Origin of the sequence: Fervidobacterium islandicum (genome assembly GCF_000767275.3) — a bacterium.
In the GTDB taxonomy this organism is placed as follows: domain Bacteria; phylum Thermotogota; class Thermotogae; order Thermotogales; family Fervidobacteriaceae; genus Fervidobacterium; species Fervidobacterium islandicum.
This window is the reverse complement of record NZ_CP014334.2, coordinates 1,418,116-1,435,989: the sequence shown is the minus strand read 5'-3', so window position 1 is coordinate 1,435,989 and position 17,874 is coordinate 1,418,116. Positions and strand designations below refer to the sequence as shown.

At 41.2% G+C, this 17,874-nt stretch carries 13 protein-coding genes and 2 pseudogenes; 9 read left to right on the top strand and 6 right to left on the bottom strand.

Features of this window, described 5'->3' with window-relative positions:
• The first annotated feature begins 128 nt into the window (after nt 1-128).
• The 4 genes from NA23_RS06870 (at nt 129) to NA23_RS06855 (ending at nt 3,929) form a co-directional block, all read left to right on the top strand.
• A complete protein-coding gene (locus NA23_RS06870) occupies nt 129-908 on the top strand; it encodes a GGDEF domain-containing protein (RefSeq protein ID WP_033191974.1) in 780 nt (259 codons plus the stop codon).
• 168 nt (nt 909-1,076) lie between these two features.
• Entirely contained in the window at nt 1,077-2,150 is a 1,074-nt protein-coding gene (locus tag NA23_RS06865; protein WP_033191973.1) for an HD domain-containing protein, read from the top strand.
• Nucleotides 2,151-2,182: 32 nt separating this feature from the next.
• A complete protein-coding gene (minC, locus tag NA23_RS06860; RefSeq protein ID WP_033191972.1) occupies nt 2,183-2,827 on the top strand; it encodes a septum site-determining protein MinC in 645 nt (214 codons plus the stop codon).
• Nucleotides 2,820-3,929 carry a M42 family metallopeptidase gene (locus tag NA23_RS06855; RefSeq protein ID WP_084384069.1) on the top strand — a complete coding sequence of 370 codons (1,110 nt, stop codon included), beginning with the start codon at nt 2,820-2,822 and terminating at the stop codon, nt 3,927-3,929. The genes minC and NA23_RS06855 overlap by 8 nt, the downstream gene beginning before the upstream one ends.
• Before the next feature lie 80 nt (nt 3,930-4,009).
• Here the strand turns inward: NA23_RS06855 and NA23_RS10715 are convergent.
• A pseudogene (locus NA23_RS10715) lies at nt 4,010-5,147 on the bottom strand (IS110 family RNA-guided transposase).
• Nucleotides 5,148-5,385: 238 nt separating this feature from the next.
• Here NA23_RS10715 and NA23_RS06840 point away from each other — a divergent pair.
• From NA23_RS06840 to NA23_RS06830, 3 genes are all read left to right on the top strand, one after another.
• Nucleotides 5,386-6,393, top strand: a complete 1,008-nt coding sequence (locus tag NA23_RS06840) for a M42 family metallopeptidase (protein WP_033191971.1) — start codon at nt 5,386-5,388, stop codon at nt 6,391-6,393.
• Nucleotides 6,394-6,586: 193 nt separating this feature from the next.
• Entirely contained in the window at nt 6,587-8,980 is a 2,394-nt protein-coding gene (locus NA23_RS06835; RefSeq protein WP_033191970.1) for an Ig-like domain-containing protein, read from the top strand.
• 16 nt (nt 8,981-8,996) lie between these two features.
• Nucleotides 8,997-11,096, top strand: coding sequence for a S8 family serine peptidase (locus tag NA23_RS06830; protein ID WP_033191969.1), 2,100 nt, complete (start codon nt 8,997-8,999; stop codon nt 11,094-11,096).
• A 72-nt stretch (nt 11,097-11,168) separates the two neighbouring features.
• Here NA23_RS06830 and NA23_RS06825 read toward each other — a convergent pair whose 3' ends face one another.
• From NA23_RS06825 to NA23_RS06810, 5 genes are all read right to left on the bottom strand, one after another.
• The gene (locus tag NA23_RS06825) at nt 11,169-12,041 is read right to left on the bottom strand and encodes a carbohydrate kinase family protein (protein ID WP_084384068.1); all 873 of its coding nucleotides are present in this window, start codon (nt 12,039-12,041) and stop codon (nt 11,169-11,171) included.
• 30 nt (nt 12,042-12,071) lie between these two features.
• The gene (locus tag NA23_RS10630; protein WP_275060684.1) at nt 12,072-12,725 is read right to left on the bottom strand and encodes an RNA-guided endonuclease TnpB family protein; all 654 of its coding nucleotides are present in this window, start codon (nt 12,723-12,725) and stop codon (nt 12,072-12,074) included.
• Nucleotides 12,662-13,345, bottom strand: coding sequence for an RNA-guided endonuclease TnpB family protein (locus tag NA23_RS10625; protein WP_203225707.1), 684 nt, complete (start codon nt 13,343-13,345; stop codon nt 12,662-12,664). Before NA23_RS10625 ends, NA23_RS10630 begins: the two co-directional genes overlap by 64 nt.
• Nucleotides 13,346-13,490: 145 nt before the next feature.
• Nucleotides 13,491-13,979, bottom strand: coding sequence for a tetratricopeptide repeat protein (locus tag NA23_RS06815; protein ID WP_052107196.1), 489 nt, complete (start codon nt 13,977-13,979; stop codon nt 13,491-13,493).
• A 441-nt stretch (nt 13,980-14,420) separates the two neighbouring features.
• Nucleotides 14,421-15,179: a tetratricopeptide repeat protein gene (locus NA23_RS06810; protein ID WP_033191967.1), complete on the bottom strand. Its 759-nt coding sequence runs from the start codon at nt 15,177-15,179 to the stop codon at nt 14,421-14,423.
• A gap of 238 nt (nt 15,180-15,417) precedes the next feature.
• Here NA23_RS06810 and NA23_RS10710 point away from each other — a divergent pair.
• Nucleotides 15,418-16,555, top strand: a pseudogene (locus NA23_RS10710) (IS110 family RNA-guided transposase).
• A 344-nt stretch (nt 16,556-16,899) separates the two neighbouring features.
• Nucleotides 16,900-17,844 (top strand): methionyl-tRNA formyltransferase, encoded by a 945-nt coding sequence (gene fmt, locus NA23_RS06795; RefSeq protein WP_033192673.1) that lies wholly within the window; start codon nt 16,900-16,902, stop codon nt 17,842-17,844.
• Nucleotides 17,845-17,874: the final 30 nt, after the last annotated feature.

Below are 17,874 nucleotides of genomic sequence, written 5' to 3'. Positions count from 1 at the left end.
ACCTTAACAAAATTTTACTACATTATCCCGAAAAATTTTCCCACTCTTACATGCCTTCTAAAATATTAGACCAAGTTAGACGATAATTTGTTCAGGAAGGAAAAACAAACTTCATTGGAGCTGAAAGCATGGAAAAGTTTGAAGAATTGATTTCTTTGAGAACGTCAAGTCAAATACCGAACTTAACGATGTTGGTAGTTGATTTCATAACCGAGTTGGACGAACTGGAATTTGTTGATAAACTTGCAAAAGCAGTATATGTGCACACAAATGCAAACGGAGTCCGGGTAATGACCCCTAACTTCGTTAAAATACTCGGCACCAATTCAGGTGTCCCGCTGCATTTTGACTCTGAGCACGTAAAAATCATAGTTTACTTCTCAAAGATCTCCAAAGAGGACATCGAACTTCTAAATTCAGCTTCAATCATTTGTGAACTGCACTACAGAAACATTCTAAAGCACAGCACAATTTCAAACATGGCGTTGTACGATTATCTCACCGGAGCGTACACAAGAACGGCAGGGATGAAAATCCTGGGGAGTGCAGTGGAAAGTGTTCAGCGAACTGGCAGAACGGCGTTTGTAGTATTTATCGATATCGACGATTTGAAGACAATCAACGATGCATTTGGGCATTCAAAAGGGGACGAAACCTTAAAAGAATTCGCACAAGCGTGTTTGAACAACATGAGAAAAACAGATTTTCTTGTCAGATACGGAGGAGACGAGTTTGTTCTTTTCGTAGACTCAGAAAATCCCAACGGTTTGCTTGAGAGGATAAGAAGTAGTTGTGGTGTTGAATTTTCTTATGGACTAGCTCGCATCGAGCAAGGGCAAACCTTAGTCGAAATTCTGAAACTTGCCGATAAGAGAATGTACGAAGAGAAAAAGAAAAAAAGAGTGTAGTTCTCCAACCAGACAATTGAAAGAAAGTGTTTTCATAAGCTTTTGAAAGATTTTCCAAACTTACAGGGGGCTTCACTTAAAAGACGGTTTTGTATGCCTATTTCAATGTTCTCTTTCCCAACCATCCTGTGATATAATCTATTAAAGAACGTAAAGGGGTGGTCATAATTGGGGAAGGGAACATTTTTATTTTCCTTATCGAATCTATTCACCATACAGCGCTGGAACAACCGACCAGCGCTCCTTAGGTTTACCGAAGCGGAGAACTCTTTCAACACGCTCTTCCTTTCTTTTGTCTTCCTTACAATTAACGACGAAGAAAAACAACTGATCGAAAACAGCCTGCGCTGGAGACTTTCCCGCGAGCTGCCTAAAATCGTGCTTTCAGACGTTTCCCTACAGCTCAAAGAGCGTATCGAGCGCTTTGCGCCAGATGTGTGGAACCAAGTAAGAACGAAAGCACTCGACGATTTAAAGGTCATGGCAGACGAAGAGACTGTTAACGTGCTTGTGCCCCAAGTACTTGACTGCAATCCCCTTGACAAACTTGCCGACCTTTACATAAGCTATCTGGAAGCTTACGAAAATGGCAAGCTCTACGACTACAACCAGCCTCTCAGGGAACTGAAAGAAAAAATCGACAGAATGGCTGAAAATATTCCACCAAGCGAGATGGAAAAATACTGGCAGATAGCACAGTACGTCTGGAGCCCGCTTGTCAACCTCACATCGATGGTCCGCTGGAACAGAACGCACAGGAATGTCCGCACAAGTGTCAGTGGGCATTCGTTCGCGGTTGTCACGATGGCTTACCTAATAGCCAAGCTTTCCGAATTCGAAGGTGTCGAAGAGGTAATCGTCAAAAGCATCCTCCACGATTTGCCGGAAGCTTTCACCGGCGATGTGATAACACCCACCAAGAAAAAAGTCCCTGGGCTTGATGAACTTGTGTCAAATGTCGAAAAAGAGATGATGGTTGAGTGGATAAGCGGATGTGAAACTATGTCTGCGCTCAAAAGATACATCGACTGGGCTGTAGAGCCGTTTTCTGGAGAAGCCGGCAGAATAGTCAGAACAGCGGACTATCTTGCTGCGCTCTTAGAATGTGCTGTGGAGATAGATTCAGGAAACAAGATAGAAATCTTTCGGGAAAACTTCTTCAATTTCAAAAAACTGATAAAAGAAACCTCTCCAATAGACGTTTCGCAGTGGATAGATGAAATAGAAAGCGTGATTTTCTAAGTTTAATAAAAACTTGGTGGAGGAGAACAGGCATGGTAGATTTCAAGATGACGAAGGATGGATTGGTGCTGTACATAAAAGATTACGCGGATATCGTTGATGTGCTCCAGAAAGTGGAGGACAAAGTAAAATCGATGGGCAATTTCTTTGCCAAGGGCGATAAAATCATGCTTTTGGTCGAAGAGCACGAAAAACACATCTCGGATATCCCAAAGATCGTTGCTCGGGTCCAAGAACTTGGACTGACCATCTCGCATGTTCTGATGGGCTCGGAAGGGAAAGACGATGTGATAATAAAAAAGAAAGTCGATATGGTCAACCAAGGTGACACGCGCTCTGGTACAAAACTTGTTAAGAAAAACCTCAGAAGCGGGCAGAGCATCATCCATTCCGGGGATGTTATCTTGGTCGGAAACCTGCACGCCGGTGCGGAAATCGTTGCCGGTGGTAGTGTTGTCATCTTCGGTAGATGTCAAGGAACGGTAAGGGCGGGGATAAACGAAGGCAGAGAGGCTATAATCATCGCACTTTCATTTGAGTCGCCTTTTGTCCAAATTTCAGACTTAAAAGGCACGTTTACGGAGAAGTTCAACTATCCAGTTGTTTTACACGTAAAAGCAGGAAGAATAGAGGTCGGAAAATACGATACAAAGATAGGAGGGATAGAACTTGGCTGACAAACAAGTCGAACTGAAGACAAACGAATTATTATTGAAGTTAACATCCATACCCGGACCGTCGGGATACGAAGATGGGGTGCTCAGTGAAATTGAGCAGATAATGGAGCCATACATCGACGAGTGTTTTAGAACACCCATGGGTAGTTTGGTGTGCGTTAAGAAAGGTTCTGGTCCAAAAGTGGGATTTTTTGCTCACGCTGATCAGATCGCGTTCGTTGTGACTAAAATCTACGAAGACGGCTTTCTGAGGTTTTCTGGAGTAGGCGGTTGGGATCCAAAAACGATAATCAGCCAAAAGGTGTGGGTACACACAAAAAAAGGTAAACTCAGGGGAGTTATCGGATTCATGCCGCCACACCTCCAGACAACTGAAGAATCGAAAAAGGTACCAGACTACGATCGTATCTTTGTGGATGTCATGATGAATCAAAACTGGAAGGATATCTCAATTGGAGATTTAGTCACACTCGATGTTGAAGGCTTTGAAAAAAATGGAACGATCTTCGCACCTGCACTCGATAACAGGGCAAGCTGTGTCGCGATAATCAAAGCAGCTGAACTTTTGAGCAAAATTAAAACAGATGCACAAGTTTACTACATCTTCTCCACGCAAGAAGAAATTGGAGGACCCGGGGCAAAAAGCGGAGCGTACATATCTGAAATCGAATACGGTGTAGTCATCGATGTAACACACGGAGACGAGGATGTTCCGGGCTATCCAAAAATAAAAATGGGTGAAGGACCCGCTGTTGCCATCGGACCTGTAACGAACAAAAAGTTTGTAGAACACATTAACACTGTAGCAGGTAAGTACAACATAAAGACACAGATAGAACCGATAGCAGGAAGGTCTGGAACGGACACAGACGAAGTCCAGCTCACAAGAATCGGTGTCAAAACAGCGCTTGTATCCATTCCTCTGAAATACATGCACAACCCATATGAAAAAGTCTTTGTTAAAGACGTTGAAGACACCGCAAAACTACTTGCATTCTGCGCAGCGCACCTTCCAGAAGTTGGTATTGAAGAACCAAGCAGAGACTCGGCTTTGGCTAAGATTTCCGGTAATAAGTCAAGAGGAGAAAAAATAGAAAAATAAAAAACCTAGTCAACACTTTGACTTTCAATAACTTAATATTTCACTTTCATTCTTCACATACTTGATTTCGTTCTTTTTACCTATTTCATCGGTACATACGGTACGTTGTTCTTTAGTAAATAATACACTAAATTTACTAATTTCCTTGCAGTTAATATTAGCGCTCTCATGTGTTTGTGTGTTGTTGCTTCTGCGTACTTTTTGCGATAATATTCTTTGTATACAGGATCGTATGTCTTTACTCCGTTCGCTGCCATTACTAGGTATGTTCTTAGATACTTGTTCCCTTTTTTCGTTAGTTGGTTGTTTTCTGATTTGTAATTTCCACTTTGATTGATTGTCCATACAAGCCCTGCGTATGATGCTAACGCTGAGGCTTTTTCGAAACGATTGATGTCTCCTATTTCGGCTATAATTCCAGCTGCAGTTATTTCTCCTATCCCTTTGACTGTTGTTAGTGTGTTCGAAATTACTTTAAGTAATTTACTTATTTCTTTCTTTACTAGTTCGATTTGTTTTTCATAGTGCTGTATCAAATCGATAGTGGAAACAATAGATATTCTCAGAGTGTTTGAAGGATTAACAGACAACCTCAAGGCATCTTTAGCAAGAGTTTGGAGTTTTTCTGCTAAGACTTGTGAAGAGACATTGTGTCTGGAAATTTTCGCAATATATTCAAATAACTCTTCAATTGGCATGTTTGCGATTTCTTCGATTGTATAATCTTTAAGCAGGCATTCGAAAGTCTTATTTAGTTTAAAGTCAAGTTTAGGGAAATAAAGAGAAACGCCTAAGTTTCAATCGAGCGATATCTTCGTTGAACTTTAAATAAAGTCTGGTGAGATTACGAAGCTCAGAGATGATATATGAGTTATTGACAAAAGGGACTAAAGACTCAGGAAATTTAGAAGCGATAGAGAAAATAAGTTCAGCATCGATTTTGTCAGTTTTAGGACGATTGAGAATTTTGCGATAGAGCTTAATGTTATCAGTTTTAACCCAAAAGACAGGTACGTTGTTTTGAAAGAAGAAGTTAGCGACATTAAAAGAAAAAACACCAGTTGATTCAAGGACAAGAGAAAAATCGGAAGAAGAAGCAAAAGCTTTGTTAAAAAGTTCAACAATACCTTGAGGAGAGTTCTCAACAGTCCCACTACCGATGAAATCAGAAAAGAAAGAAAGATAGTTCTTTGAGACATCAATAGCTAAAATAGCCAAAGGAATCACCTCCGGATTGAGTACAGCCTTACAACCTCGCGGTACATAAGAAAACGAGGCAAAACATTTTCCGGCAAGTAAAAAGCTGTACTCTAGTTAGGCAATCTTATTTAAGAGAACAAAGTCTCAAGGAGGGGCAACCTGAAACTATTTTACCAGAGGTGTTAAAAAATATGCATTCAATTTTCAAAGACCAATTTTAATTTTTACCGAACTTATTATACGAGGAGGGAGAATGATGCTTAAGTACCTGAAAGACTTAACAGAGTTTGCAGGTCCATCGGGAAACGAGGATAACGTCAGAGAGTACATAAAAGAAAAGATCGCTGGCAAAGTCGATGAGGTAATTACGGATAGAATGGGCAATTTGATAGCACTCAAAAAAGGCAAAGGTAGTGGCAAAAAGATACTGCTTGATGCACACATGGACGAAGTGGGCTTTCTGATTACAAACATAAACGAAGACGGGACACTCTCATTTGCACCGGTTGGCGGTGTGGATACGAGGGTTGTTATTGGCAAGAAAGTGAAAGTTGGGAAAGACGTCATCGGTATTATCGGCTACAAAGCGATACATCTGCAAAGGGATGGTTATCTGAGCACACCTAAATACAGCGAACTTAAAATAGACATCGGAGCAAAATCGAAAGCCGAAGCTGAAAAACTAGTAAAAATCGGTGATTACGTATCGTTTGTGACATCATACGAAGAGCGGGGAGATTACATAATCGCCAAAGCACTTGATGATAGGTGTGGTTGCAGTGTATTAATGGACTTAATAGAAGAAGGCATAGAAACAGACCACGACGTATACTTTGCATTTACCGTTCAAGAAGAAACAGGTCTTAGAGGACCAGCTATCATAGCTGAACAGTTCAAAGTAGACATAGCAATTGCAGTTGAGACCACAACAAGCGGTGATGATCCTGAACTTGAAAGACAGCTTTGGTCCACACATCTTGGAGACGGACCAGCCATCACCTTCATGCACAGCGGATACGTAGTAAACCAGACGATATTTGAAAAACTCGTTGAGACAGCAAAGCAGAACAACATACCATTCCAATACAAAATGCGCACCGTTGGTGGAACGAACGCAAGAAGGTACGCACTAACGGGCATCCCAGCAGGCGTTGTTTCAGTGCCGGCAAGATACATACACTCACCGGTGTCGATAATCAACAAAAAAGACTACGAGCATACACTTGCATTGTTGAGAGAATTTCTTAGAAGGAATGATTTTTAACTAAGCTTTACAACGATGTACCGCTTTTTGAAATATAAACAGAAAATAGGGACGGATGGTATTGACATCAAAATATAAAAATTGTATAATTATTATGCTCTCCTAACAAACAAAGCTAACGGGGGAAGCTAAACGAAAGTCCTCAAATTACCAAGCCTGCAATATCACATCTCTAAAACGAGGGGGGATTAGTGTGAAGAAAGTGGTATTTTTAGCAGCCAGTATCATGTTGTTTTTGCTGCTCACACTCACCAGCTGTGTGCCGGTAGCACCGGTTTGGGATAAGCCAAATTACACCTTGACTGGTACCGTAGGGCAAGAAGTCAGCTTTGATCTATCTGGGAAAGTAACCGATCCAAATGGGGATCAAGTCACGATTACTATTGTGGGCGAGACTCATGGTGCAACTATTACAAACAAGGTCTTTAAGTTTACTCCAGCATCAGTAGGAACTTATACATTTACATTGAAGGCTTCTAACGGAAGAGGTGGAGAAGCGTTTGCTACTTTGATAGTCGTGGCTTCAGCTGCGCCGAACAACGCTCCGATGTGGAATCTTCCAGAAGACATTCAAATAATTAAGGGTCAAAAGCTTGACTATGATTTAACGAGCAGAGTTAGTGATCCCGACGGTGACGAAATAACTATAACGCTCGAAAGTGGGCCATCGGGAGCACTAATAGAAAACGATAGGTTAAAGTGGGACACAGCTACTTTCGCAGAAGGGCTTTACATATTCCTTCTAAAGGCTACTGATTCGAAAGGTGCATTCTCATATGGTCACTTAAAGGTTTCTGTACTTCCTGTTCCTACTACCAACAGAAATCCTTCCGTTTTACCAATAGCGGACCAGCTTGTGAACGTTGGTAAGATGTTAACTATTAATCTTTCCGACTATGCATACGATCCAGACGGCGATGCTTTGACATTCAAAATCAAATCTGGTCCCGGGTATATTATCAGTAATAAATACTATTGGTTCCCAACAGCAAAGAGTTCAACAAAGAATACGGTGACAGTTGAAGTTTCCGACGGCAAAGGTGGAACAGCTAACATGACATTTAAAGTAAGCGCACCATACGACGGAACTGGTTCATTGGTAGTTTACGTGACTGATTATAAATCCGGTAGCGCTACTGTTGACGCAGCTGTTAAATTGATGGTTGGTAACACTCAAGTAGCCGTTGGTACAACTGATGCGAATGGAAAGGTTCAATTCAACAACGTTACTCTATCCACAACAACAGATTTTGACATAGTAATTGAAAAAGCTGGATATGCCAAGACATATATCGAAGGATTAAGACTGAAACACAACGAAACAGTTAAATTCGAAACACAACTCAGAGTTGCAAAACTCGGACCGACAACCTCTGTAAAACCTTTCGAACTTAATTTTGCGATGTATGATGCAAACAACAACGTGGTACTCCCCAACGGTAACCTGAGTACTGATACCATAAGAGTTGTTGGACAAGCTACTTCAACCGAATACACACTCAATCTATGGTACGTCAAAGTCGGAGGAGTACCAGGAACTGCAACATTTACAGCTCCGCGAACTATTGGCTACAGCAATCCTATCGTAGCTACTCAATCAGCGGCCGAGTTTGAAGGTATGACACCAGTTCTTATTGATGTTTATGATCAGAACGACAATAGATATGAAAAAATAGTGTACGTCAACATTGTAAGACAAGCAGCAACAAACATCGTTCCTTACATTGTTCAAAGGTACACAACAGCAGCTCCCACAAGCTACAACATTTTGGCATATACAAGAAATCTGGCTGTAGAGTACTACAAAGGTGGAGAAAAGCCGACAGCAGCTCCTAAAGGTACTAATCTCTATGTTGAAGTGCGCTGGAGAGCTTGGTATTCTGCGTCAAATACAACACGTCCAAAAGCTTACAGAATCTATAGGTCGTTTGATAACATTACATACGAACCAATAGCAACGGTGCCTAACACAACGTATTACTACCGTGACTACTCGGCAGAACTTGAACCACTGAAGAGGGTATACTACGCTGTTTCGTCGGTGTACGACGGATTTGAAACGCCGTACACGGTTATCGGAGACGTTATCCCACTTCCGATGTTCAATGTAATCTACGTATCTCCTGTAAACGGTTCAACGAACGTTTCAAGGGACCCAACATTTAGGTGGAGATTTGATGGTACGTCTTCAACTGCTGAAGGAACGGTTCAATACCTCTGGGATATCTGGTTGTACGATGAAGTGGTCAATGATTACTGTTACTACTCGTTAGGTACGAATCCTACATCCGGTTCTTATTCGATATTCGGAACTCTTGCAACGGCTCCGACTGTTGAATTTAAATTCAGTGATTTCACGTCTGGAACATATCGCTGGATAGACTTTTCAGCACAAGCATGGTATCCATACAACAAACTACAAGCCAACAAAGTCTACGAATGGGGCAATGAATTGCTTGTTGCAAGAATCATTGACCCAAGCGATAGAAGCATCGCTTACGCAATTAGAGTCGATAATAACAACTACATTGGTCTTGGAACAATTCCTACAGAAATTTACCACAGATTCGTAACTGGTGAGAATTGAGAAGGGGGGGATTGTGATGAGAAAAGCATTCTTGATCATTTCTGTTGTTGCTCTTCTTCTTGCGCTATTTTCATGTACTAATCCGAGCTTTGAACCAAGAAATGAGATTAAAGATCTAACCTCTCTACCTGAAATCAAGCCGAACGGATTCAACATTCTATTTGGCGAATTGAAAGATGGTGAATACACGGAAGGAAGAATTCTTGTTGGGTATAACGACAGAAAAGAAGTCGACAAGATTGTTAAAGCAGTTAATGGAAAAATCGTACTTGAAATACCAGAAATTAAGGTAGTTTCAATCAAGTTAAATAACATGACGGTCAAGCAGGCTTACGATAAAATAAAAACACTCAAACTTTCTGGTATTAGGTACGTTGAACCAAGTTACAAGAGAGAACTGATAAAGCCAACAGTCGTAAAACCAAATCCGGAAATGTTCAAAATAGGCAAACCTGGATTAAACAATACGAGGAATTACGGAGAAGAACTATCCAACGAACTTTGGGGACTTGAAGCACTCGGTATAACAACGACACTTTGGGAGGAAGCATCTGGAACAGGAGTAATCGTAGCCGTTGTCGATACCGGTGTTGATGGAACGCATCCAGACCTGCAAGGGCAAGTTATTGGTGGCTACAGACCAGCTTTTGATGAAGAACTTCCTGCTGGAACAGATTCCTCATTCGGCGGTGCGCACGGTACGCACGTAGCAGGTACCATCGCTGCTAAGAAAGACGGTAAAGGCATCGTCGGTGTTGCACCCGGCGCAAAGATAATGCCGATAGTGATTTTTGATGATCCTGCACTTGTTGGTGGAAATGGATACGTTGGTGACGACTTTGTAGCTGCAGGTATCGTCTGGGCAGTTGATCACGGAGCCAAGGTAATGAACCACTCGTGGGGTGGCCGGGGATACAGCTACACTATGAAGGAAGCATTTGACTATGCACTGAAAAATGGAGTTGTGATGGTTGTTTCGGCAGGTAATAATACTTCCGATTCGCATCACCAATACCCAGCTGGATACCCTGGTGTTGTACAAGTTGCAGCACTTGAATACTACGGTGGTACCTTCAGGGTAGCAAGTTTCTCCAGCAGAAGCGATGGAGTTTCAGTGGGTGCTCCTGGTGTTGCAATTCTTTCGACAGTTCCTGGTGTGGCTAGCCTCGGGTATGAAGGGCATAACCCAAACGTTCCTGTAACCAACGGTGGTACATATGACTATTATCAGGGAACATCGATGGCCGCACCGCACGTAACCGGCGCCGTTGCTGTGTTGCTGCAGAAATTCCCAAATGCAAAACCATGGCAGATAAGAAAGCTGCTTGAAAACACAGCGTATGATTTTAACAACAATGGTTGGGACCACGATACAGGTTACGGACTTGTGAAATTGAATACAGCACTGGAAGGTTCATTACCGACAGCTGGCGGTGTCGAAGAATTTCAGGTCGTAGTTACCGATGCGTACGAAGAGTGGGGAGTTCCTACGGTGTTTGTTTCGTTGATGAGAGATAATGGTTCATGCTACTTTGCAAAGACGGGCCTGGACGGAATTGCGAGGTTCCCACACATAGATGAAGGAACTTACAAAATTATTGTCGGCGGTCCAGATCATTGGGACAGGGCATTAGCACCGTACGGCGGTGAAAGCCAGCCTGGTGCTTATGCGATTTCTTGGAGAATGGAAGAGGAAAGACAGGCGGCGTTTGATAACTTTGATGTTTCTCAGGAAAATCCGGAACTAACAGTAAACTTCTCATCAACCTTTAAAGTAAAGTTTGATACTGATCTAACAGGAGTGAGATTCCCCGAGTTCGTAATTGTTGATCCAGCTCTGAGAGGAATTTACGGCCGCTACAAGTACCAGAAGGGCAGAGAGTATGACATTTCTTACTTATCAGGTCCGGTAGCCCTAGGTATTCAGACGCTGTTGCCCGCTCAATCGGATATATTGATACAGGGAACGGTAACAATTAATGGCTATGAAATCCCAGTCAGAGGTGTGCTAAAACAAGGAACAACGTGGGTGATAATGGACGAATACGGTGGTTTAAACCTCAATACTCCTTCGGATCCACTCTACATTTGGTGGACTGTCTTTGGTATGGAATAGGCATTAAGTAAATCGAAAACACAGCAAACCGATGGGGCAATCCCCCATCGGTTTTTTTATTTTTATCTAAAGCTATAAACCTAATTTTTCCACCTCGTCTATGCTTGGAAACGCGCTCACCGTACCTAAACGCGTGCACGTTATTGCTGCGCATTTGTTGGCAAATTCAAGAATCTTTTCAATCGCAAGGTTGTGCAAAATACCGTATATACACCCGGCGCTGAACGAATCACCAGCTCCTGTCGTGTCAACTGGTTGGATTTTAAAAGCACCTTTTCTAACGATTCCCTGCTTGCTTGCATGTACGCTCCCTTTCTCGCCGAGTTTGAGAAAGATGTTCTTGATGCCATATCTTAAGAGCTTTTCAAGAGCTTTGTCGATATCTCGTGTGTTGGTTATATTTATTGCCTCTTGTTCGTTGAGTGAAACAAAGTCTATTTCGCTGAGTAAATCAGGTTCAACGGCTTCGGAGAGTTCTAAGAATATCGGTTTGCGAAGTGTTTTTAAATAACGAATAATTTCATTTTGGTTTCCTGTACCTGATTGGTAGAATATGATACTGGAACTGAGTAGTTCGTTCTTAAAACTTGAGATATCTTCTACAGAAAGTAATAAGTTAGCGCCGGGATAGTTGAACATGGTGTTTTTTCCATCGCGTTCGACAACGATAAAAGTGAAGCCCGTCATGGCGGGCTTTACTTTGAGAAGGGAAATTACACCAAATGTTTTCAACTCTTCAGTAATCCTTTGTCCGAAAGGGTCATTACCAATATCTGCAATCAGCTGTGACTGTATACCGAGTTTTTTGAGTGCTACCGATACATTTGCCGCCTTCCCACCGAGGTGGAGGTCAACTGAGAGTGATACGTGGTTGTCCCCCAAATGTACTTGCTGAATAGAATAAGAAATATCCAAGTTGGCTTTCCCTATGCAAGTGACCATCATTTCAGATTTGTGAACCGCTCATGACTGAAGTCACGAGCTTCCTGCTTCACTGACAAGACTTGCTACCAGTGGTACACCACCGATAGTAGAGGTCTTGCCTCCACAGGCATCGCCTTCCGGCTCGGACCGTCCCAGCCCTACGGGTTTATTAATCTCGCTAAGCAGCTTTAGACCTTCTGCAAGTATATTCCTCGCCGCATTGAAATCTCTGTCGTGTACACTACCACACCTTGGACACTCCCAATCTCTCACACTCAGCTCTTTCACTTCCTCATTCTTGTATCCACAATCACTGCATATTTGTGATGATGGAAAGTTTGGCGATACCTGCATGAAAATCCTGCCTCGTCTCTCGGCTTTGTATTTTAGCATTTGTAAAAATTTCGACCATGATGCATCATGTATGCTCTTTGCAAGCCGTCCGTTCTTTACCAGGTTTTTAACACGCAAATCCTCGCAGATAATTACTTGGTTTTCGTTAATCACCTGCAAGGATAATTTCTCCAGAAAATCATTTCTGATATTTGATACCTTCTGATGCAACTTAGCAAGTTTGATTCTTGCTTTCTCAAAGTTCTTGCTTTTTACTTTCTTTCTTGATAAATCTTTTTGCAGTTTCTTTAGTTTTTTCTCATATTTAGCAAGCACCTTCGGTGCTTCGACACGATTACCGTTGCTATCCACGTAGAAACTTTTAAGCCCAAGGTCAAGTGCAACTGCATAGTTGATTGGCTCTGGTGTTTGGTTTTGTTGTTAACTTTATCAACCTCAACAGCGATTGAAACATAGTAATGTCCACTGGGAAGTAACGTAACTGTTGCAGTCTTTATCTTACCGTTGAACGTTCTGTGTATTCGTGCCTTAATCCAACCAAGTTTTGGTAGTCTTATTTTTCCCCAACAGCGGTTCTTGGTCTTATCTTTTGCCATAACTCCGAAATCAATCTGGATGTTGTTGTTTGTAGAATACGTTGTGTATGAAAACCTGTGTGATTTTTTCTTCTTAAAGCGAGGTTTACCGGATAGACCCTTGAAGAATCTCTTGTAAGCATTATCCAATCTTATCAATGCATCTTCCAGAGCAAACTTATCGACTTCCCTAAGCCAAGGATACTGCTCTTTGAGCACGCTATTTAGGTGTTTTCTACACTCAGCCTCAGTGGTTGCGAGTTTTTGTTCTTTGTATCTTTCCTCTCTCCAAGCAAGAAAATAGTTCCACACAAATCTTGTGCAGCCGAATGTTTTGGCAAGTTGCAGTTTTTGTTGCTTGTTTGGATATATCCTATATCTGTACGTGACTATCAACTTAACTTCTCTCCCTACCTTTCCATCTGTAAAGGCACGCCACTACCGATGCTCATTTGTAGGTAAATTAACATGCTAAATGTATTATACCATCTGTTGTTTGAAACTCAAAACGACGATTCTGGTAACATAACTATCTAACATATCAGCTGTTACTCATGTCTGAAGACACGAGAGTGTCTTTAGCTTCAAACATCTCCTTGGCTTCTGCCTTTTCTCCGGTCTTTAAATACAGGTAACCAAGCTCAAGGCAAATGTTTGGATAATTGAGCATAAGCTTTAAGGCAGCATTAAGAAGCTCTTTTGCCTTTTTGTAATTGTACAGTGGCCATGGAACGTCTCTGTATCTCATACCAGAAGCGATATAGGCAAAGGTCTTGTACAATCTTTGTTCTTCGTCATTTTCGTTTAACAGCTTAATTGCGTTGTCGATGTATCTGTCAAAGTCTTCAAGCATGAAAAGGCTTTGGACGATGCCTCTGTACCGCGCGAGTCTTCCTATTACAGAACCTGCAACGTATGAAGCTCGACCGTTTTTGGGATCGAGTTTGAGCGTGGCTTCAGCGTAACTTCTTGCCTTTTCGTAAAATTTTTCTTTCTCTTTATCGCTTGCACCCCATACACCGTACTCCATACAAGCATCCGCAAGGATCGTAAGAAGCCTTGCGTCTTTGTCGAATCCCGGAGTGCCTTCGATAGTTTTTATGACGTTTTAAATCTTTTGAACGTCGTAGTCTCACCTTGCTTCGTTGAACATCTTGTTGAGTTCCTTTTTGGTAACGTTACCAAAAACGGAGATAAAAAAAGAACCGAGAAAAAGACTGAAACAAAAAACCGTGAAAACTTCATGCTCCTACCTCCGCCTTGATATAGTGTGGATTGTTTTACGCATTTATTATAACATGCTACGTGCTGCGTTTTTGCATTGCAATAACCAGAATTAATGTGGAATTTCTTGTTTTAAATCTCAACTTCAGCCGATGGCATCGTTTTTCTCAGCCAATCATATCGATGTACTGCAAAACAAAAATGCCTCGCTTCGCGCGAGGCAATCATGTGAAGATTATTTTAAACTCTATTTCAACTTTTTCAGTTCTTCCTGAGCTGTTTTCACAGCTTCTTCGTGTGTTTTAACAAGCCAAGGATGAGGTGGCATGGAAATTACTTTCTCGAACATCTCCTTTGCTTTGGCTTTGTCACCTGTTTTAACATACAGAAGTCCAAGTTCTAAGTAAATGTTTGAATAGTTTGGAGTAAGTTTCAACGCGTTGTTCAGAAGCTCTTCAGACTTTTTGTAGTTGTACAGTGGCCACGGAACATCTCTGTATCTCATGCCAGAAGCTATGTAAGCAAATGTTTTGTACAACCTTTGTTCTTCGTCTTTTTCATCGAGGAGTTTTATTGCGCTGTCGATGTATCTGTCGAAATCCCCGAGCATGAAAAGGCTCTGCAATATACCTTTGTACTGAGCAAGCCTGCCAATTGAGGCACCTGCTATGTAAGATGCCCTGCCATTCCTTGGATCGATTTTGAGAGCCATTTCTGCGTAGGAGCGTGCTTTTTCGTAGGTCTTTTCTTTTTCTTTGTCACTTACTCCCCACAAGCCGTATTCTAAATACGCATCTGCTAATATCGTTAGAAGTCTCGAATCTTTGTCGAAATTTGGTGTTGATTCGATGTCTTTAATAACACTTTGAATCTTGCTTGCATCACGGTCTCTTCTTGCTTCGTAGAACATTTTGTTTAAGTCTTCTGTTTTTGAATCTGCAAAAGCCAGAGTGGTTAGTAAAATAGCAAACACCGTGAAAAGAAAAATCCACCTTCTGTTTTTCATCGTTCTCCCTCCTCGTATAATAAGTTCGGTAAAAATTAAAATTGGTCTTTGAAAATTGAATGCATATTTTTTAACACCTCTGGTAAAATAGTTTCAGGTTGCCCCTCCTTGAGACTTTGTTCTCTTAAATAAGATTGCCTAACTAGAGTACAGCTTTTTACTTGCCGGAAAATGTTTTGCCTCGTTTTCTTATGTACCGCGAGGTTGTAAGGCTGTACTCAATCCGGAGGTGATTCCTTTGGCTATTTTAGCTATTGATGTCTCAAAGAACTATCTTTCTTTCTTTTCTGATTTCATCGGTAGTGGGACTGTTGAGAACTCTCCTCAAGGTATTGTTGAACTTTTTAACAAAGCTTTTGCTTCTTCTTCCGATTTTTCTCTTGTCCTTGAATCAACTGGTGTTTTTTCTTTTAATGTCGCTAACTTCTTCTTTCAAAACAACGTACCTGTCTTTTGGGTTAAAACTGATAACATTAAGCTCTATCGCAAAATTCTCAATCGTCCTAAAACTGACAAAATCGATGCTGAACTTATTTTCTCTATCGCTTCTAAATTTCCTGAGTCTTTAGTCCCTTTTGTCAATAACTCATATATCATCTCTGAGCTTCGTAATCTCACCAGACTTTATTTAAAGTTCAACGAAGATATCGCTCGATTGAAACTTAGGCGTTTCTCTTTATTTCCCTAAACTTGACTTTAAACTAAATAAGACTTTCGAATGCCTGCTTAAAGATTATACAATCGAAGAAATCGCAAACATGCCAATTGAAGAGTTATTTGAATATATTGCGAAAATTTCCAGACACAATGTCTCTTCACAAGTCTTAGCAGAAAAACTCCAAACTCTTGCTAAAGATGCCTTGAGGTTGTCTGTTAATCCTTCAAACACTCTGAGAATATCTATTGTTTCCACTATCGATTTGATACAGCACTATGAAAAACAAATCGAACTAGTAAAGAAAGAAATAAGTAAATTACTTAAAGTAATTTCGAACACACTAACAACAGTCAAAGGGATAGGAGAAATAACTGCAGCTGGAATTATAGCCGAAATAGGAGACATCAATCGTTTCGAAAAAGCCTCAGCGTTAGCATCATACGCAGGGCTTGTATGGACAATCAATCAAAGTGGAAATTACAAATCAGAAAACAACCAACTAACGAAAAAAGGGAACAAGTATCTAAGAACATACCTAGTAATGGCAGCGAACGGAGTAAAGACATACGATCCTGTATACAAAGAATATTATCGCAAAAAGTACGCAGAAGCAACAACACACAAACACATGAGAGCGCTAATATTAACTGCAAGGAAATTAGTAAATTTAGTGTATTATTTACTAAAGAACAACGTACCGTATGTACCGATGAAATAGGTAAAAAGAACGAAATCAAGTATGTGAAGAATGAAAGTGAAATATTAAGTTATTGAAAGTCAAAGTGTTGACTAGGTTTTTTATTTTTCTATTTTTTCTCCTCTTGACTTATTACCGGAAATCTTCTGTGTTTTCGTTTTCACTCTAATCGTTCCTATAAGTTTGCTGCATCTAACATTGTCAATTATACCAAAACTTCTTGGATTTTTGCAACTGATTTTAGAATAGGCTTTTGTGGTATAATAAGAATGCGATAGATATTAGCTTCTGAGAGGTTTATTGGAAATCTTAAATCCGAAACGCTGGAGGTTGGGTAGATGAGCGGTGTGAAGTCTAGGGAAGATTTGAAAATACTCTTTCTTGGTACTCCGGAGTTTGCCGCAAGTTATTTGGAATTCTTGCTGGAAAGGAATTACAACATTGTGGCTGTTATCTCACAGGCAGACAAACCGCGCGGAAGAGGTCAGAAATTGTTGCCAACCCCTGTGAAGGAAGTGGCTTTGAAGTACAGAATACCTGTTTTCCAACCGAAGAGTTTGGCAAAAGAAGGGATGGAAGTTATCGAGAAGTTCAGGCCAAACATTGGCATCGTTGTTGCGTACGGCAGGCTTTTGAAAAAGCCGTTTTTAGATGCGCTGAAGTTTTACAACGTTCATACTTCGCTTTTGCCTAAGTACAGAGGCGCAGCTCCTATGCAAAGATGCTTAGAAGCAGGTGAAAAAGTTACAGGGGTTACTATATTCAAAATCTCCGAAGGAATGGACGATGGAGATATAGCGATGCAAAAGGCGTTTGAAATCAGCGAATGTGAGACGCTCGGTGAATTATACGAAAAGATGATTAAATACGGAACGCAATTGCTCGATGAGTTTTTAACAAATTATCCAGTTCCATTGATCCCCCAAGACCACACGCAAGCCAGTTATGCTCCGAAGATTGAGAAGAAAGATCTGTGTGTGGATTTTTCAATGCCAGCAGAAGTGGTGAGGAATAAGATCAGAGCGTACGATCCTGTTCCAGGAACAAGGGCGTTGTTAGACGATGTTGAAGTTAAGTTGTTCGGTGCTTGCGAAGTTGAGGAATTTGAATTCGATAGTGGGCATGGGGCTTTACCAACGCCAGGAACGGTGGTATGTATAGACAAATCGAAAGGTGGGCTTGTTGCTTGCGAAGATAAAGCGTTGTGGATAAAGTATATCCAGTTCCCGGGAAAGAACAAGATAACCTTCAGTGATGCGAAGAACGGTGGGCTTGTAAAGGAAGGCATGGTGTTGAAGAAAATTGAATAGCTCGGTCAAACGATGATCGTCCCCAGAACG

Coding starts and splice junctions, on each gene's coding strand:
- NA23_RS06870 (WP_033191974.1), top strand. CDS start 129: ATGGAAAAGTTTGAAGAATTGATTTCTTTGAGAACGTCAAGTCAAATA.
- minC (WP_033191972.1), top strand. CDS start 2,183: ATGGTAGATTTCAAGATGACGAAGGATGGATTGGTGCTGTACATAAAA.
- NA23_RS06840 (WP_033191971.1), top strand. CDS start 5,386: ATGCTTAAGTACCTGAAAGACTTAACAGAGTTTGCAGGTCCATCGGGA.
- NA23_RS06830 (WP_033191969.1), top strand. CDS start 8,997: ATGAGAAAAGCATTCTTGATCATTTCTGTTGTTGCTCTTCTTCTTGCG.
- NA23_RS06825 (WP_084384068.1), bottom strand. CDS start 12,041: ATGATGGTCACTTGCATAGGGAAAGCCAACTTGGATATTTCTTATTCT.
- NA23_RS06815 (WP_052107196.1), bottom strand. CDS start 13,979: ATGGAGTACGGTGTATGGGGTGCAAGCGATAAAGAGAAAGAAAAATTT.
- NA23_RS06810 (WP_033191967.1), bottom strand. CDS start 15,179: ATGAAAAACAGAAGGTGGATTTTTCTTTTCACGGTGTTTGCTATTTTA.